Raw genomic sequence first — 18,411 nt, 5'->3', positions numbered from 1 at the left:
TATATTTTATACCGGCGATGACTTTGATATGTGCAATCCTGTGGCTTGTTAATATTGATTTTTTTTTCTTTCCCGGGAAAGAAGCGGAAGGTTGGAGCGGGCTTGAACGTTCATACCAATGGTTTATCGCCCAGCAGAGGGCTAACAGAAACCGGTTTATTTTTCATAACGGGCTTGTTCCAAGTCATGAAGGCGGGAATTCAGCTTTTACCTATGACCAGGCTCTCGCAGTAATGGTGTTTACTCTTCACGGTGATTATGACAGGGCAAAATTACTCCTCGGATTTTTTCAGGAAACATACGATGAACAGTTATTAAAATACGGCAAGTTCATAGGATTCTGCGATGCTTACTCCAGAGAAGGGGTATGGGGAGAAACATGGGCCGCCGGGCCCAACGCGTGGATACTTCTTGCTGTAAACCACTATACTTATGTTACGGATGATACGCAATACCTTCCTTTAGCGGAAGCGGTTGCGGAGTGGTTGCTTTCGCTGCAGTCATTCGAAGGGGGGATAATAGGCGGTTATTATGGCGACGGATCTCCTATGGCATGGATGGCGACAGAGCATAATTTTGACTGTTATGCGGCATTGAGGGATTTAGGCATATTGACCGGTAACGATAAGTATCTTAAGTCGGCTAAAGATATAAAAAACTGGCTTGAAAATGATCCATGGGATGAAAAAACGGAGAGATTTTATATGGGGAGGAAAAAGTATAATCCCAACTATGCCACGGATCTCTCAAGCTGGGCTGTGTTGAGCCTCGGCAAGAAATATTCGGGCACTCTGGATTTTGCGATTGAAAAAAGCATGAACAAACAGTTGTATAAAGTAAATAACGTCGAAATAGAGGGTTTCGATTTCGGTTCAAGTTATGAAAATTCGCCTTTCCCCGATAAAGATGCCATATGGCTGGAAGGGACGGGACAGATGGTGCTTGCTTTTGGCAGGGCGGGCAGAGAAGGCGAGAGGAACAAATACCTTAAAGAAATAGAAAAAGCGCTGACCCCGAGCGCTGTTCATAAATATGCCGCGGCTTTGCCGTATGCCACCAACGAGGGAACACCGGCTTACGGCAGCTGGATGATGCAGGATAAACCCGTATGTGTTTCCAGCACAGCCTGGTATATATTCGCAAAGGAGGAATTCAATCCTTTTTCAATGGACCAGAAGGATGAGGAAAACAATAAAACAGTCCGGGAAATTGATTACGACCCCAGGTATTATTTTGCGCCGGTTGTGGACGATTTCGAGGAAACAGAGGTAAAGTTCGAAAACGCCTATCTGAAAGAACTTATTCTGGGCAGTAATGCAGAGATTAAAAGGCATCTTTCGACAAACGGGAAACTGTCCGAAGGAAGTTGTATGGAAATAATCTTAAGCCCCGGGAAAAACGCAAAATTGTCGTCAGGCATTATCAGCCGGCCTTTCCTTTACCCCCAGGACTGGAGCAAGTATTCCGGACTGGCTTTTTCCGCTTATACCGATGATGCGGGGGTTATAATTAAACTGAAAATCAAGGACAGGGAAGGGGAGCCTTTCGAGACTTATCCGATATCCGTTTCCCGGGGTGAAAAGAACAGGTTTGTAATTGACATAAAAAATGATTTTTCAAGATCTGCCGCTTTTTCATCTTACGGCAATAAAATTATAGATGCGGACGGGATACGCGAGTTTTCAATCGAAATTATGACCAAAAGAACCGATTCGGAAAAGAGAATCTGTATAGATGACATTATCCTGGAGAACAAATAATATGGCTTATACATGCAAGGACATTGCGAAGAAAGCCGGAGTTTCCATTTCCACAGTTTCAAGAGTCCTGAATAAAAAGGATTTGCATAAAGTCGGCGGCAAAACCCGGGGTAAAGTTGAGAAAATTATAAAACAGATGAAATATACCCCTAATATCATTGCAAGAAGCCTTGTCAGCAAAAAGAGTTTTTCCGTCGCGGTGGCTCTTGAGGATTTTAAGGATGTTGTGGGGCCTTATTTCAGCCAGATAATCAGCGGCATCGCATATGTGCTTCAGGAAAACGGTTATTATCTTCAGCTTTTGGGAACGGTTTCCGCCAGGAATAAACCGTTATCCCAGCATTATCTTCAGGCTATAAAAGAAAGAAGGGTTGACGGTGTTATTATTTTGAGTGAGGCGATAAATGAAAAGGAAATTTTAAGCCTGTGGAAGGAGAAATTTCCCGTGCTTCTTGTCAACAGGTATATCAGAGGGAAAGAGATCCCGTCGGTCCTTATGGATAATCAAAAGGGGTTGTATGATGTTACATCGGAGCTGATAAAGCTCGGACACAGGAAAATAGTTTTTATGGCGGGTTCTTTAAAATATCAGCTTGATCAGGACAGGTTAAGCGGTTATAAGAAGGCTCTTAAAGATAACAATATTGAATTTGACGGGCAATATGTGCTCGAGGGATTTTTTAAATATGAAAATACGGCGGAAGCGCTGAAAGATTTTATTTCACAGGAAAAGAAATTCAGCGCGGTTGCGGCTTCTGATGATGTCATGGCTTTTGCATGTATTACGACTCTTAAAAAGAACAACTTATCTGTGCCTGAAGATGTTTCTGTAACAGGTTTTAATGATATGCTGTTTCTCCCGGCAGTTAACCCCACGCTGACATCGGTTAAGGTCCCCTTGATAGAAATGGGGAAGGAAGCCGCTATGAAAATATTAAAAATCATAGATAAAAAACAGATACCCGAGATTGCCACTGTATTTAAGCCTCAGCTTATCAAGAGGCAGTCAATTTCTTCTTATACGGGTTAATAATTCCGGCTTGACAAAATTTATAACAGGATGTATATTCTTGTTTAGTAAAACATTTTACTATTTATAAATCAATTAATGAAAAATCGGTTTAAGATTAATCGGAGGTCTGTTTTGAATCTCATGTTTCCCTCTTCCCCCACAAGGAAAGCGGATAAACTTGAAACAGGCCTCTAAAATCCTGAGGGCTATACCAATGAAAAAGAATAACACAAGCGTGACAATAGCTGATGTTGCCAGAGAAACGGGTGTTTCTCCTGCGGCAGTATCTAAAGCCCTTAACAACAGGGGAGGTATAAGCCTTCCTGTTCAGAGGAAAATAGAAAAAACCGCGCAGAGGCTGGGATACTCTCCCTATATAAAAGCCAGGCAGTCGGGAATGTATGCAAGCACGTTAAAATATATAGGGGTCATATATGCTTCGGCGGGGGAGCATCTGACGAGAGAGATCCAGAACGGGGTGGATTCTGTCCTCCATGATTCGGGGCTGTATGAATTGAGATATTCGCTGAATCTTCAAAGCCAGATGTACAATGAGGAAAGAAAGTCTATTTTTCTTGAAAAAATTATGCAGGATAAAAGCATAGCGGGATTGATCTCGGTATTTCTGAATATTTCGGATTCCAATATCGCGCGTTTGCATAAAAGCGGGGTCCCTGTCGTTCTTCTTAATAACAAGTCTGATTGCGGCATGAGTGTTTATATTGATAATGTCGAAGCGTGCTATGATGCCGTAAAGGAACTTATCGGACTCGGCCGAAGGAAAATCGGGATCATAATGCCTTCCGAATCCACCGAAAATGTATGGTTCCAAAGGCTGGAGGGTTATAAAAAGGCGCTTGCTGAAAATACAATCCGCTACGACCCGTATCTGATGGTTTCGGAAACATCATTTCAATTGAAAGAATCCGCGCTTGCGACTGCTGAATTGATAGAGAGAGAGCCTGCCGTTGACGCAATCATTTATGGGAGCGACGTCCAGGCTTATGCGGGAATGGAAGCGCTGAAAGAGTTAAACAAGCGGATACCGGAGGATATTGCGGTGATGGGTTTTGACGATATGATGTTCAGCAGGATAAGCTATCCTCCTCTGACATCGGTCAGACAGCCGATGTTTGAAATGGGCAGAGAGGGGGCAAGGATGCTTGTTGAAGCTATCAAAGAAAAGGATTTTTCCAGCAAAATCGTAAAATTGAAAAGCAAGATTATTTTAAGACAGTCTACGGATAAGAACCTGCCTAAAGAAAAACTGATTTAAAGGAAAAGGAGGAATTGTATATGTCGAAAATACTGAGTCTTTTGATGCTGGTTTCGGTTTTTCTGTTTTGCCAGACGGCATTCGCCGAAGAAATTCTGGTTGATGATTTTGATGAAGACGGGCTTGAAAATTCTCTTGGAGGAGAAAGAGGCGTTTGGAACTGTAATGACAGTGACTCGGAACAATACTGTGAATTCGAGATAACCGAAGACGAGAGAGTCGGTGAAAATGGAAGCGCCCTTATGTTGAGCTATGATTTGACAACGGGGACTAATTATATCGATGGGTACCCGGGCATTGCCTATAACGGTTACTGGAGCAGGCTTAATGATATGGATGTTTCGGAAGCAAAAAACCTTACTTTCTATGTCAAGGGTGACAAGGAAGATGGTTTTACGCAGACTTTCTGGGTTGAACTTAAAGATAACGCGGGAGGCGTGTCCAGATTTCAGGTAAGAGGAGTTACGGGAGAGTGGCAGAAAGTCCAGGTTCCTTTGAATAAGTTCCCGCAGATAAAGGACTGGTCCTCTATGTATGAGTTTACAATCGTTTTCGATCAGATATGCACGGATAAAGAGGGTGTTATTTACATCGATAATATGAAGTTCGAATAACGTGCGCCGAAAACCGGGTGTTAAGGGCGGCAAGGTAACTTGCCGCCCTTATTTTAATTTTATTTTTAATAAAAGATTTATAGTGTTATAATATATTTTTATATATAACGGTGGTTATGCCTGGATTAAAACCTAAAATATCAATAATCGGATGCGGCAATGTAGGCATAAGGTGCGCTTACGCCCTTGTTATAAAAGGTGTTGTCAGGAAAATAGTGCTGGTGGATCTTGACAGGAACAGGGCGGAGGGGGAGTCAATGGATTTAAACCATGGAGCTCCTTATGTCAGGCCTGTTGAAATTATCGCCGGAGGTTATCCGGATATTCATGATTCTGAGATTGTAATTATTACGGCGGGCGCTAAACAGAAACATGGCCAATCCAGAATAGACCTTGTTAAACAGAATATCGCGCTGTACAGGAAAATTATTCCTGAAATAATGAAGTATTCCCCGGAGGCCGTTCTTCTCGTAGTTTCAAATCCGGTCGATATCCTTGCTTATGCGGCATATAAGATATCGGGCAAACCGCCCGGAGAAGTAATCAGCTCGGGGACAGTGCTTGACAGCGCCCGTTTAAGGTTTCTGCTGAGTAAGCATTGTAATGTGGACGCCAGAAACATCCATGCGTATATTCTGGGCGAACACGGAGACAGCGAATTCGCCGTGTGGAGCAGGGCAATGATAGGGGGCATGTGTTTTCAGGAGTATTGTCCTATCTGTGAAAAAAACAGTTGCTGCGATAGAGAGAAGGAGTTAAGCGGTATCTTTTCCGAAGTCAGGGATTCCGCCTATAAGATTATAGACAGAAAAGGGGAAACATCCTATGGGATAGGATTGGCTTTGGTTAAAATAGTTCAATCCGTTGTTCATGATACGCGTTCGATTCTGCCTGTTTCCACTTTGGTTGAGGGTTACTACGGCGTTAACGATGTGTATATGAGCCTTCCGTCGGTTGTAGGCGGCAGGGGGATTAAAGAAGTGCTGAAAATCAGCCTGGATGATAAAGAACAGGTTTTATTTAAAAAATCAGCGGAAACTTTGAAAAAAGTTATAAAGGATTGCGGTATCTAAATGCAGAATGTCGCGGCAATAATTCTTGGGGGGGGAGTAGGGAAAAGGCTTTATCCTCTTACCAAGTACAGGGCAAAACCGGCAGTCCCCATAGCCGGAAAATACAGGCTTGTCGATATTCCGATAAGCAATTGCATCAATTCCGACATAACAAAAATATTTATTGTAACCCAGTTCAATACGGCGTCCCTTCACAGGCATATTTTCCAGAGTTATAAATTTGATTCATTTAATCACGGCTATATTGAAATACTTTCTGCCGAACAGACCCTGACGAATACAACATGGTATCAGGGTACCGCCGATGCCGTCCGGCAAAATCTTTCTCACTTTGATGATTCTTCCGTCAAGCATTACATTGTCCTTTCCGGCGACCAGCTTTATATGATGAAGCTTCATAGAATGCTTATGTTCCATGTTGAAAAGAAAGCGGATATAACAATTGCCGTAAAGCCTGTTTCTAAGGAAAAAGCTTCCGGACTCGGGATAATGAAGACGGGAGATAATTTTCACATTGAAAAATTTGTGGAAAAACCTTCAACCAGGGAAGTTTTTGAAGAATTCAAATCAGACCAGTCAACGGTGCGTTTGTTCGGGGAAAAGAACACTTCCTGCGCGTATCTTGCGTCTATGGGTATATATATATTCAAAAACGAGGCGTTAAGGCGGGTGCTTGAAGGGAAAGAAGAGGATTTTGGAAAACATATCATACCTAATTCAATCGGGAAATATAAAGTGTTTGCGTATCCCTATACGGGTTACTGGGAAGATATAGGCACAATACGTTCATTTTATGAAGCCAATTTGAACCTCGCCAACACTTCGCCCGATTTTAATCTTTATGACCCCAGCCATCCCGTTTATACTCATCCGAGGTTCCTTCCGCCGATGATGGTGGAAAGCAGTTTCATCGAGAAATCCATTCTGGCCGAGGGAGCCATAATCAGCAAATCGAGGATATCAAATTGTGTGATAGGCATCAGGAGCACTATTAAAGCCGGCAGCCATGTAACGAATTCGATAATTATGGGACAGGATTTTTATGAGCGGGAGGTGGATAAAAAGGAAAACCGCAGGAAAAAGCTCCCCGAAATCGGAATCGGCCGGAAATGCAGGATCAACAGGACTATTATAGACAAAAATGCGAGAATAGGAGACGGAGTGGTTATTAACCCCAGAGACAGCATAGAAGACAGGGAAGAAGAGAATTATCTTATTAAAGACGGCATAGTGGTGATCCCGAAGAAAGCCGTAATACCCGCCAGAACAGTCATAAAATAATCATTCTGACTTTTTTTTGTTTATTTTTTCCCCCAGGGAGGTCTGCACGTCTTTTGAAAACAGATTTTTAGGGTCTATTTGCAGATAGGTGTTTACGAGTTCCAGCCCTATTTCAGGCTTGCCTGTTTCATCCATTTCAAGGCAGATAGCAAGGAGCTTTTTTGAAGCTTCGTCAAAAAATTTGTCAAAACGGAGGGTTTTCAGCAAAGAAGTCGCCGTATCAAAAGGATCGTAGACGATGTCGAGATATCTGGTATCCAGTTTGCTCATTGCTTCACAGTAAAACAGGAAAGCCATCGGATTTTCAGTTAACCCTTCAAAGTAATTGAAATTACCTGTTTTAAGCCCCAGGGTTCCCGCGATATCTTTCAGAATACCATCGAGAAGAAGGATGATATCCTCATGGTTTTTTGTCTGGTAGTTTTTTTCGTATACTGTTTGGTTTTCAATTTTGTGAAAAAGCTTTATTGTCATTTCGAATCCATCATCGATATTTATGGAACCGGTCAGTATATAATCCAATTTATATGCTTTGGCGAAATCAGAGAGGTGGGACGGGCTGAATTCATTGTCAAAGACGGCATATCGTGTTTCGCCTTCGTTTGTTTTTGCGGTGAACAGGTATGAGAAAGGATAAATATCGCTGAAATAACGGAATGACTCTTCAATCCTTTTTGGAAACTGCCTTGCAAAAACACCGCCGGCGGGAGTTTTCCATTTTACCGCAAACTGGATTATTCCTATGGAAGGATGCTCTGCTTCATCCGGCATGGCGCCTATCATGTTAAAGCGCATGCCGTTGTGATCGGTGAAGACGATTACGGTTTTTTCTTTTCCTTTGCTCATGGCGGATTTTATATTAGGGGGTATGCTTTTCGAAGTCAAGAGGGCTTTTTAATTATTGCTTGACTTATATATTTTCCGGGTATATTATTTTTGAAAGAGGAGTTGTTTTAATAATGCAGCTTTTATCTAAAAGAGGCAGGCTTATTAAAATACCATATTTATTTTTAATGTATGTAATATAGGACCCCGATAATATCGGGGTCTTTTATTTTTATCGGGATATTCAAAGGAGGAGAAACCGCATGAGATGGAGATGTAAAGAAGTTCACCTTTCCAAGACTGCTTCTCAGAACAGAAAAAGAAAAGGAAGTTGCGCAAAGTTTGTGTCTAACGGGCATGACGGTTCCGATTACTACGCAGTTTTTCCTGTTACGGAAGTAAGAAAACATATTAAAGACTGATAGCCGCAAGCAATATTTCAGTCCGCTGCTTTTTTGCGGAAGCGGCGGTATGTGTTTACGTGCTCTAAATATAAAATCCGGAGGGGTGCAGTGAAAAAAATATTTGTATTGATATCTGTTATAATTATCGGTTTGCTTTCGGTTTCTTGTGATAAAGGGCTTTCCTCTGCGGGCAAAGAAGGAGACCAGAGCGATTCTACAATGGTCGGCAAGGTTGAAACTCTCGATGAAACAGCCATGGACAAACTTCTTTCCGGGAACCGCGGGAAAGTTATTATACTTGATTTTTTCGCTACGTGGTGCCCTCCATGTAAGCAGGAGGTTCCCGGGTTCACAAACCTTTACAGGAAATATAAGGACAAGGGCCTTGAAATTATTGCTGTTGCGGTTGACAAAACAAGCCCTTACAGGATCAATAATTTCGTCAAAGAGAATGATATTTCCTACCCGGTGTATCTTGATTCCGGAGATCTGTCCGGAAAATATAAGGTCCGTTCCATTCCGCATACTCTCTTTATTGATAAAAACGGCAGCATAGTAAAAACACATATAGGCTATATGAGCGAAGACGCCTTTGAAAGAGAAATCAAGAACCTGCTCTGATACAGGTTGCCTGTAGGAAGAGATCCGCTTATGAAGCTTTACTCAGCCGTTTTCTTATCAATATTGATTTTCATCTGCCCGGGCTTATGCTTTAGCCGTTTAAATATGGAAAGAGGCCTGTGGGTTTGGCATACATCATCTGTTTTGGATGATGAAACGGCGAAAAGCGGTTTCTTTGATTTTATAAGCGCCCCTCACGGAGATGCTGCAAAGAAAATCAACGTTATATATCTTTCGGGACCGAAGAGTTTAAAAAACCAGAATTTTGAAAAAATCCGGTCGTTTATAAAAAAGGCGAGCGGGGCAGGGATAAAGGTTGAATATCTTGCGGGTGACGCCAACTGGTCATATCAGCATACAACTCCTTTGAGGCTGCTTAACTCGCTAATAGAGTACAATGCTTCCGTTGCGGCAGATGAAAGATTTTACGGTATTCACTGGGATATAGAGGGGCATGTGTTGAGTGTTTTTCATAAACCTGAATACCAGGATAAGATTAAAAACGGATATGTGGACCTGCTTAAAAAATGCAGGAAAACAATACAGGATTCCAAAACAAACCTGAGGCTTGCCGTGGATCTGCCTACTTTTTACGATGAAGAATATTTCTATGATGTTTTATCTTACGCCGATTGCGTTGTCTTAATGGATTATTCTGATTCTTTCGGCAGAATAATATCTGCCGCGGAAAATGCTTTGGAGGCCGGAAACAGGAAAAGCCGCAAGGTTATAATAGGAGTGGAAACACAGGCGCCTAATGCGAAATATGGGGTTACACCCGTGATAACTTTTGCCGAAGAAGGTTATGAAAAAATGGATGAAATCCTTGATAAAGTTACGGGTAAGCTGACAAAGGAAAGGTCTTTCGGGGGTATTGCGATTCATTACTATACAAGTTATAAGACAATGAAAAAAGGCGGGCTGAAGGTAACGTCTGCGAAAAAGTACCCGGAACTTCCCGTTATAGAGTGTATTAACAATGAGTCGATAATTGTTGAGGGTCTGATAAGCAAAGAGGAATGGGGAAAGGTTAAGCCGGTTATTTTAAACGATAAAAAATATGTGGTTTACGGCAGAAGCACCTGGATGGGAGTAAAAGATTTAAGTGTCCTGGCCGGGACAGCATGGGATAAAAAAAACCTTTATATCGCCCTGGAGGTTACCGATGACGTCCTGATACAGGATGACAGTGAGGAAATACTTAACATAGACCACATTGAACTCTGGATAGATTCTCAGTTTGAGAAAGACAGGGAAGTTTCTGTCGCCGATGAAGATGATTTTCAGTTTGGGTTTGCGCCGGGCGATTTTACACCTCAAAACAGCAGGTTTGTTGTCTGGTATCCCGATGTGGATGGAAAAAAGTTTGAGAAAGAGATAAAGTTTTCTTTTAGCAGGACTAACGCAGGGTATAATCTTGAAGCGGCTATTCCGTGGTCTCTTATTGGCGTGAAGGATCCTAAAAGAGGAGATAAATTCCGGATAAGCATTGATCCGAGCGACACCGATGCAATATCCAAAACCCAGGAGACCCTGCTGTCAACATCTCCTTACAGGGAGCTTTCGAACCCCTGCACTTTTAGGGTTATGGAATTACAATAGTTTATTAAATAAAGTTTCCCCGCCCGGTTATATAAACAGGAGTTGAATTTTGGATATTTTCAGTCATGGGCTCTGGGGTTACGCCCTTTTCGGCCGGAGAGGATTAGCCTGGATGGCCTGTTTTTTCGGCGTATTCCCCGACTTGATTTCATTTGGAATATTGATGGCGGTAAATATTGTAAACGGATCCTTCCGGTTTGGGAAACCGGATCTGGCAGGTATTCCGGCATGGACATTTGTCGCTTATAACTGGTCTCACAGCCTTGTAGTGGCTTTGGTTGCGATAGCTGTGGTATGGAGAATTAATAAGATTGCGGCATTTACCATGTTTGCCTGGGTTTTTCATATACTCTTAGATATACCGACTCATTCTGAAGAGTTTTTCCCGACTAAATTTTTATGGCCCCTGTCAGATATCACTTTTGACGGGGTCTCATGGGTGACGCCATGGGTGTGGTTTTCTAATCTTGCCGGACTAATAATTATTTACGGAATTATGATATATAAGCGCCGTAAAAGAGAGAAGAATACTTTTTGAAACGGATAAAAAGGCAAAACAGTTTAAATTTTCTTTTTTTATCCGGCGTTTTATCTGCCGATAAAATATCGGTTGCAATATTCGGCGGAAACCGTATAATGCTATCCTTCATTGAAGATTATTGAAAAATTTCAGCGCGCGGAAAGGATGTTTATGTCAACAGAATTATTTTTTTTATCGGCGCTTATGTTGTGCCCCGCGGTTTTTTTGTATACAAGGATAAAAGATGAAACGGAAGCTCGTATTTTCAAAAATGGCCGCGGTGAAAAAATTCCGTACAGGAGTTATACCCCTCCCGTATCAGACAAAAAAAGGAAATACCCCGTTATCCTGTTCTTTCACGGTTCTCTTGAAAGAGGCTCTGATAATTTAAAACAGATGTCTTATGGTATCAGAGAGCTGATTAATTACAGCAAGGCCCGTAATAAGCCGGTGTTTATACTGGCGCCGCAGTGTTCAAGGCGGGAAGAATGGGTTAAACTCTCATATTCGGGAAAATCCCACAAAATGACCGGTAAGCCCACCAATGCCCTGAAGCTTGCCCTGGAACTTTTAGATGATACGGTAAGGAAAGAACCGATAGATGCGCGAAGGATTTATGTCGTGGGTTTGTCTATGGGAGCTTTTGCGGTCTGGGATGCTCTTGAGCGGCGCCCCGGGTATTTCGCCGCGGCTATTCCTATCTGCGGCGGGGGAGATATTTCAAAAGCCGGGAGTTTAGTGAAAATTCCGATTTGGGCTTTTCACGGAAAACTTGATGAAGTTGTCGCTGTCAAAAGGTCAAGGAACATGATTGATGCGATTAGAAAAGAGGGAGGAAATCCATGTTATACCGAATACCCGGAGGGAGAACATGATTCATGGGTCATGACATTTAAAAATATAAAAGTATTCGATTGGCTTTTAAAACAGAGAAAACGTGTTACTCGAGGGAGATCTTTTTAATCCCCTCTATGTTCCGCAGTCCTTCAAAAAAATTCTTGGTGCCCTCTCTCCTGAGGATATAAACAACGGATTTCAGTTCTATTGTGCCTGTCTCAATATCTTCTTCAATACTGATATCATTCAGCTCCACATCTTTTTTTTCAAGGTAATCGATTACTTTATCCACGGCGCCCGAGTATTTATCTGTTATTACGCTCAGTATTTTTGCGGTTCTGTATCTGAAAATCTTCGGTTCCACTATATTCAGGACATGTAGTGTTAAAAGCATTATGATAACGGCAAAGGCGCTTGCCGCATACATGCCGGCGCCTATAGTCAGGCCGATGGCTGCGGTTGTCCATATGCTGGCGGCGCTTGTGAGTCCCCTTACATTAAAACCGAGCCGGAAAATAGCGCCGGCGCCCAGAAAGCCGATACCCGTTACGACCTGGGCGGCAATTCTGCCGGGATCTCCCCCTGTTTTTGAAGGGAGATAAATTGACAGCAGCATAAGAAGCGACGCGCCTGTGCATATTATGATATGTGTTCTCAATCCGGCGGGCTTAAAATGGCGTTCGCGGTTTTGCCCTATCAGTCCGCCTGCGATAACGGCGAGTATAAGCCTGAAAAAAATCACGTGATAAGTCAACTCGGATGCGAAAACAAGCTCGTTCATATAACTGATGATATTTTCCATAAGATAAATATATCAGTCTTTGCTCCTCCAATCAATAAATTCTGATTGTCTGTGGTTTGCGCCTTAATAAAGATTTAAGATAAAGCAAAAATTCTTTTCTCTTTTTGATAACGAGTAAGATAATAGGAGAATAAGCAAGTATTTCTCACTCTCTTTTTAGTCCCCGCATCTTCATTTTGCGGAGCAAAATGGCAGGGGACATTCTCGCTGTCCTCCTCGTCCCCCTTGATTTGTTTTTAAAAATAAAAACAAATCAAAACAGTGGGGACAGGTCAGTCGCTGAGAAAAACATTCAGCTCCCGAATCCGTTCGAAACACTTACTTATCCTCCCTGACCTGCGCCCATTGTTTAAGCAAAAAAAGAGAGAAGAATTTTTGCTTATCATATCTAACTCATCCCGGTTGAAGCTTGAAAAATCATTGTCACGCATATTGCGATAATCTATAATCTTTTTAAAATGTTGATAATGTTAAGGGAGATTATCTGTGAAACGGCCAAAACCGGAAATCAGGGAAGAAACAAGAGAAAACTGGGGGAGCAGGGCGGGTTTTGTGCTCGCCGCGGTTGGTTCCGCGGTCGGGCTTGGAAACCTCTGGGGTTTTCCGTATAAACTTTATTCATACGGAGGCGGAGCGTTTCTTATACCGTATATATTGGCTATGTTTGTCATAGGAATACCGCTGATGATTCTTGAATTCTCCATAGGGCATAAATTCCAGAAAGCTGCGCCGGACGCTTTTTCTCAGGCGAACAGGCATTTTGAGACCGTGGGATGGTGGGGAGTCCTGCTCGGTTTTGTGATAATAACGTATTATCCGGTTATCCTTGCATATTGTTTCAATTTTTTGTGGTTCAGCATAAAAGGTATATTTAACGGCGGGCATCTTCCATGGGCCGGGGAAGGGGTTGCCGGTGTAAAAAAAGCGACAAATTTCTTTTTTGATTCATATTTAGGTTATCATGAAAGCTTTTCTCTGGGAAGCTTCCGGATGGAAATAGCCGTGACCCTTGTTATAAGCTGGATTGCGATGTATCTGTGTATTTTCAGAGGAGTGAATCTGGTAAGCAAGGTGGTTTGGCTTACCGTACCGCTTCCGTGGATTATGCTGGTCATTCTGACCGTCAGAGGGCTGACATTACCCGGAGCGGTTAAAGGGCTTGCTTATTATCTGGAGCCTGACTGGAGCCGTTTGGCCGAACCCACTACATGGAAATGGGCTTTCGGTCAGGTATTTTTTTCGATGAGCCTGGCGTTCGGGGTTATGATAACATATGCGAGTTTTTTACACAGGAAAAGTGATATTAACAACAATGCAACCATCATCGGGCTTGCGGATTTCGGAACAAGTTTTATATGCGGTCTTGCTGTTTTCGCAACTTTGGGGGGAATGGCCTATGCGACCCGGATAGCAGGAAATCCGGTGCCTGTTTCGGAAGTGGCAAAGGAAGGCCCTTCCCTTGCGTTTATAGCTTTTCCGTATGCATTGGCCCAATTGCCTTATTCGGCATGGTTTAGTTTTATCTTTTTTATAACCCTTATAACTCTGGGGCTTGACTCCGCGTTTTCTATTACTGAAACTGTCCTGGCGAGTATAATTGACAAAACCGGATGGAAAAGATCCGGAGTTCTGATAATCATGAGCGCGGCGGGTTTGTTAACAGGCCTTTTTTATTGCACAAACGGGGGCCTTAACTGGGTCGGGCTTGTTGACGGCATAATTAACGGGACGTGGGGGATTGCGCTTTTAGGGCTTTTGGAATGTATTGTTTTGGGCTGGCTTTTCAATACGGGTATTTTGCGTGAACACGCGAATGAGCGAAGTGACTGGCGTATAGGAAAATGGTGGGATATCCTTATAAGGGTTATTATACCTGTAATTTTATCGGCGTTGTTTATATGGAGTTTGTTCGATGATCTTTCAAAAGAGGGCGGGCTTTTTCATAATACCGACGGCAGCCTTTCTTTCCCTTCGGTTGCCGGTATTTCTATAGCGTTAATAGTTCCTTTAATATCGTTTATAGTCACTTACAGAAAGCATGTTAAAAGGAAAAACGACCGGAAAGAACAGGTGGATTCAGGTAAGCTTGAAGGTGCGAAATTTGGAAAAAAAGTGTTTTATGCGGCCTGTGCTTTATCGGTATTGATACTTTTTACGTTTGCGAAAACCGTTCATATTAAAGCGGCGGAAATCGCGCTGTCAAAAGGAATGGCGGTCCCGTTGTTATGTGCGGTATCGATTACTGTTTCGATAACATTGGCGCTTATCAGCGGCAGGAGAGTATTCAGGTATGAATCGTTAAAATCAACTCCCAGTTTCTGGCTGCGCTCCGGGGCGGCTTTAAGCACTTTCTGTATAGGTTCTTCGCTCGGCGTGTCACTTGCCTTTATTACCATGCATGCCGAAAATACGGTTAAGAAGGAAATGTCCTTGTCTGCGACATCGATGATTATACTTGCCATTATAGGATTTCTGGTATTCGGCGGGCTGACGTGGTGTTTTATCAGGGCAATAAGTTCTGCGCCGGCGGCGGAAAAATCCAAAAATTCCGGAAAAAGGTAGGTTTTTTTGAAAAATCCCGCAGTAATATTTTTTGATGTTGAGAAAAAAATTTTCCTTAAGTTCGATAAACCTGTAAAAGTAATTTCCGCCGGTCGTATAAATCAGGTTATTTCCGCCCTGAAGCTTGTGGAAGAGTACGTGAGAGAAAAAAAATGCTATGCCGCGGGGTTTCTTTCATATGAGGCGGCGCCGGCATTTGACAAAGCTCTCAGGACTAAAGAAATCGGCGATTTTCCTCTTCTTTGGTTCGGAATTTATGAAAAACCCGTAGTTCTTGATTCTGTCGGCGGGACGGGAAATCTCTTAAAGAACACACCGCGCTGGAAAGCTGATATTAACCGTTACCGGTATAAAGAAGATATGGCTGTAATAAAGGGGTTTATTGAGAGGGGAGACACTTATCAGGTCAATTTCACCTACCGGCTCAAAAGTAATTTTTCCTGCGATGCCTATGATTTTTTCAGTGGTATAATAGGAAAAGATATTCCTCCTTATTCAGCTTTCATAGAAACAGATGAATGGGCGATTTGTTCTTTCTCTCCGGAGCTGTTTTTCTGCCTTGAGGGTGATAACCTGATTTCCCGGCCGATGAAAGGCACCGCACCCAGGGGATTTTATTGCGCGCGGGATAAACTGGAATCCGAAAGACTTTTTAATTCCGATAAAGAACGCGCGGAGAACATTATGATTGTGGACATGATGAGAAATGACATGGGCCGCATATCAGAATATGGTTCCGTTGAAGTCAGGGATCTTTTCAAATTGGAGAAACATCCTTATGTATGGCAAATGACGTCGACGGTAAGCTCAAAGACGAAATCGGGTATTTCCGAAATTTTTAAAGCTATGTTTCCCTCTGCTTCGGTTACAGGCGCTCCTAAAGCAAGGACAATGGAAATCATATCAGAACTTGAAAAGACACCCCGGAAGGTATATACCGGTTCCATGGGTTTTGTCGAACCTGCGGGAAGGGCGGTTTTTAATGTTGCGATAAGGTCTGTTCTGATAGATAAAAACAGGCGGACTGCCGAGTATGGCACAGGTAGCGGTATTGTATGGGATTCCACGGCTGAAAAGGAGTTCGAAGAATGCGGCGGAAAGACCGGGATTTTAATTCCCGGAAAACACGAATTTTCGCTTATTGAGTCTATACTGTGGGAAAAGGATAAGGGTTTTTTTCTTTTGGACAGGCATATTAAAAGGTTATCCGCTTCCGCCGATTTTTTCTCCTTTAGAGTTGACATACGCCGCATTAAAGAATTGCTTGCCGAAGAAGAAAAGAAGTTTACACGTCAAAAGTACAAGGTGCGCCTGACTGTATCAAAAAATGGTTTTGTATCGATAAGCGCGGAGTTCCTGCCCGGCGGGCACGGAGAAAAATTGCAGAAAGTCGCTGTTGCGTTAAAACCGGTTAATACATCCGATATTTTTTTGTATCATAAGACCACGAACCGCGCTGTTTATGATCAGGCATCTGGATCAAGGCCGGAATATGATGATGTAATATTGTTTAATGAGTCGGGGGAACTGACGGAATCTACGATTGCAAATGTTATATTGGACATGGGGGGCAGGCTGTTTACTCCTCCTGTTTCCTCGGGTTTGCTTGCAGGTACTTTCAGGGATTATCTTATTGGGCTCGGCAAGCTGGAAGAGCAAGTTCTTCGCCTGAATGATTTGCGGGAATGCGATGATATTTACCTGGCTAATTCCATAAGGAGACTTTATAAGGTTAAGCTGTCTGTACCGGAATGTTCAAAGGTTAAAGCGTGAGGATAAAACGGAATGTTTTTTAAAATAATCGGTGTTTTTTGGATTGTCGCGGGGTTGTATTTTGTTTTAAGGCCGGCATCATTTATTGACAGGCTGAAAAGAAAAGGCGCAAGGACCGTCAGAAGAGTATTATTTCCGCTTGCATTGTTTTTAGGCGTTACCTTTGTTTCATTCGGCTTGAAACAGCCAGGCGTATTCCCGAAAGTAATACTATTCTTCGGTATCGCGGGTATAATCAAAGCTGTTATCCTGTTAAACTCAGGATTGACGGGCAAAGCCGCCGAAATAATAGCCAAAGCCCCTCCGTTATTTTATCGGGCGGGGGGATTAATATATGTTTTAATAGGCGTATTTCTGTTTTTATTAAAAAGCTGAAAGACCCTGGCATGCCCCCGGTTTTTTTAAGCTGTGCCCTTTGCCTTTGCCTATTTCCCTTCCGAGGGACGTTATTCTTACGGCCGAACAGGCAATACATTTTTCTCCCGGTTCATCAACACAGGGTTTCCCGGGGTATAAAAGATAATCCCTGCGGTATTTCTCCGGGGTGACATTGGGCATAAATACATTTGCTCCGCGCTGCAGGGCAAGGTTGCGCCCTTCTTTTTTAAATGCATCAAAAGCGGTTGTGGCGGGAATGTGGCAGTTATAGTTGACCATGCGCAGCACGGCGAGAACTTTTGTATAGAAATCAAGGTCAAATGTAAATCCGTCTATATACAGAGGAGTATCGGGGTGAGGGATAAAAGGCCCGATTCCTATCATGTCGAGGTCCAGTTCCCTGCATAAGAGTATATCATTTGCTATATCATCCAGCCCCGTTTGGGGCAGTCCTATCATGAAACCCGAACCTGTCTGGATCCCGAGTTCCTTTAAAACTCTGATGCAATTCAGCCTTTCTTTAAAGTTATCATCCGGATGAATGTCCTTGAATATTTTTTGGTTTGATGTTTCGAAACGGAGCAGATACCTGTCCATACCGCAATTCTTCCAGTACCGGTAAGTCTCTTTGTCTCTTTCCCCGACCGACAGTGTTATAGCGAGATTTGTTTTTTCTTTTATTGTTTTTATTATCCCGCCCATTTTTTCTTTTGTATAGAAAAGGTCTTCTCCCGATTGTAAGACAACGGTTGTTATGGCTTGCTTTTCAAGTATCATACAGATGTCGATTATTTCCTGGTCGGGGATACGGTATCGGTTGACTTTGCTGTTAGGGGCTCTTATGCCGCAGTAATCACAGGATTTTCCGCAACGGTTTGAAAATTCTATGATGCCGCGCAGAAAAATTTCATCTCCCATGTATTTTCTGCGGACCCTGTCCGCAGTCGAATACAGCCATTTGAGCTCGGATTGGTTTTTTAAATTCAGCAGTAAGAGCAAATCTTCTTTTGAAAAAGGTTTTTCAAAAGAAATTTTATATTCGATAGAGCTTTTTTGTTCTATATCCATATA

General features: G+C 42.7%; 17 protein-coding genes. 14 read left to right on the top strand and 3 right to left on the bottom strand.

Annotation, left to right across the window (positions count from 1 at the left end):
- The first annotated feature begins 17 nt into the window (after positions 1 to 17).
- The 6 genes from M0R36_02685 (at position 18) to M0R36_02660 (ending at position 7,016) form a co-directional block, all read left to right on the top strand.
- Entirely contained in the window at positions 18 to 1,760 is a 1,743-nt protein-coding gene (locus M0R36_02685; protein ID MCK9554710.1) for a hypothetical protein, read from the top strand.
- 1 nt (position 1,761) lies between these two features.
- Positions 1,762 to 2,790, top strand: coding sequence for a LacI family transcriptional regulator (locus M0R36_02680; GenBank protein ID MCK9554709.1), 1,029 nt, complete (start codon positions 1,762 to 1,764; stop codon positions 2,788 to 2,790).
- 196 nt (positions 2,791 to 2,986) lie between these two features.
- A complete protein-coding gene (locus tag M0R36_02675) occupies positions 2,987 to 4,048 on the top strand; it encodes a LacI family transcriptional regulator (GenBank protein MCK9554708.1) in 1,062 nt (353 codons plus the stop codon).
- 20 nt (positions 4,049 to 4,068) lie between these two features.
- Positions 4,069 to 4,662: a hypothetical protein gene (locus tag M0R36_02670; GenBank protein ID MCK9554707.1), complete on the top strand. Its 594-nt coding sequence runs from the start codon at positions 4,069 to 4,071 to the stop codon at positions 4,660 to 4,662.
- A gap of 116 nt (positions 4,663 to 4,778) precedes the next feature.
- Positions 4,779 to 5,735, top strand: coding sequence for an L-lactate dehydrogenase (locus M0R36_02665; protein MCK9554706.1), 957 nt, complete (start codon positions 4,779 to 4,781; stop codon positions 5,733 to 5,735).
- Positions 5,736 to 7,016: a glucose-1-phosphate adenylyltransferase gene (locus M0R36_02660; protein MCK9554705.1), complete on the top strand. Its 1,281-nt coding sequence runs from the start codon at positions 5,736 to 5,738 to the stop codon at positions 7,014 to 7,016. It abuts the gene before it with no gap.
- Here M0R36_02660 and M0R36_02655 read toward each other — a convergent pair whose 3' ends face one another.
- Positions 7,017 to 7,862, bottom strand: coding sequence for a hypothetical protein (locus tag M0R36_02655; protein ID MCK9554704.1), 846 nt, complete (start codon positions 7,860 to 7,862; stop codon positions 7,017 to 7,019). It abuts the gene before it with no gap.
- Between the two features lie 242 nt (positions 7,863 to 8,104).
- Between M0R36_02655 and M0R36_02650 the strand changes: the two genes are divergently transcribed.
- The 5 genes from M0R36_02650 (at position 8,105) to M0R36_02630 (ending at position 11,951) form a co-directional block, all read left to right on the top strand.
- Positions 8,105 to 8,263, top strand: coding sequence for a hypothetical protein (locus M0R36_02650; GenBank protein MCK9554703.1), 159 nt, complete (start codon positions 8,105 to 8,107; stop codon positions 8,261 to 8,263).
- Between the two features lie 90 nt (positions 8,264 to 8,353).
- Positions 8,354 to 8,866 carry a TlpA family protein disulfide reductase gene (locus tag M0R36_02645; GenBank protein ID MCK9554702.1) on the top strand — a complete coding sequence of 171 codons (513 nt, stop codon included), beginning with the start codon at positions 8,354 to 8,356 and terminating at the stop codon, positions 8,864 to 8,866.
- A gap of 30 nt (positions 8,867 to 8,896) precedes the next feature.
- Positions 8,897 to 10,468 carry a hypothetical protein gene (locus M0R36_02640; GenBank protein ID MCK9554701.1) on the top strand — a complete coding sequence of 524 codons (1,572 nt, stop codon included), beginning with the start codon at positions 8,897 to 8,899 and terminating at the stop codon, positions 10,466 to 10,468.
- Positions 10,469 to 10,517: 49 nt separating this feature from the next.
- Positions 10,518 to 11,006: a hypothetical protein gene (locus M0R36_02635; protein ID MCK9554700.1), complete on the top strand. Its 489-nt coding sequence runs from the start codon at positions 10,518 to 10,520 to the stop codon at positions 11,004 to 11,006.
- A 153-nt stretch (positions 11,007 to 11,159) separates the two neighbouring features.
- A complete protein-coding gene (locus tag M0R36_02630) occupies positions 11,160 to 11,951 on the top strand; it encodes a dienelactone hydrolase family protein (GenBank protein MCK9554699.1) in 792 nt (263 codons plus the stop codon).
- On the opposite strand, the gene M0R36_02625 is transcribed toward M0R36_02630, so the two are convergent.
- Positions 11,929 to 12,627: an MgtC/SapB family protein gene (locus M0R36_02625; GenBank protein ID MCK9554698.1), complete on the bottom strand. Its 699-nt coding sequence runs from the start codon at positions 12,625 to 12,627 to the stop codon at positions 11,929 to 11,931. The two genes, M0R36_02630 and M0R36_02625, sit on opposite strands and share 23 nt — an antisense overlap.
- Before the next feature lie 486 nt (positions 12,628 to 13,113).
- On the opposite strand from M0R36_02625, the gene M0R36_02620 reads away from it, so the two are divergent.
- Genes M0R36_02620 through M0R36_02610 form a run of 3 tightly spaced genes read left to right on the top strand, consistent with a single transcriptional unit; the run spans position 13,114 to position 17,337 of the window.
- Positions 13,114 to 15,189, top strand: coding sequence for a sodium-dependent transporter (locus tag M0R36_02620; protein ID MCK9554697.1), 2,076 nt, complete (start codon positions 13,114 to 13,116; stop codon positions 15,187 to 15,189).
- A gap of 6 nt (positions 15,190 to 15,195) precedes the next feature.
- On the top strand, positions 15,196 to 16,962 hold the full coding sequence (locus M0R36_02615; protein MCK9554696.1) for a chorismate-binding protein: 1,767 nt from the start codon (positions 15,196 to 15,198) through the stop codon (positions 16,960 to 16,962).
- Between the two features lie 12 nt (positions 16,963 to 16,974).
- Complete coding sequence (locus tag M0R36_02610) at positions 16,975 to 17,337, top strand: hypothetical protein (GenBank protein ID MCK9554695.1); 363 nt, start codon at positions 16,975 to 16,977, stop codon at positions 17,335 to 17,337.
- On the opposite strand, the gene hydE is transcribed toward M0R36_02610, so the two are convergent.
- Positions 17,326 to 18,408, bottom strand: a complete 1,083-nt coding sequence (hydE, locus tag M0R36_02605; protein ID MCK9554694.1) for a [FeFe] hydrogenase H-cluster radical SAM maturase HydE — start codon at positions 18,406 to 18,408, stop codon at positions 17,326 to 17,328. The genes M0R36_02610 and hydE overlap by 12 nt on opposite strands.
- Positions 18,409 to 18,411 lie beyond the last annotated feature (3 nt).

The organism is bacterium (genome assembly GCA_023228325.1).
In the GTDB taxonomy this organism is placed as follows: Bacteria; Auribacterota; UBA6266; order UBA6266; family UBA6266; genus UBA6266.
Note: the sequence above shows the minus strand (reverse complement) of the source record. Positions and strands in the feature narration are given on the sequence as shown.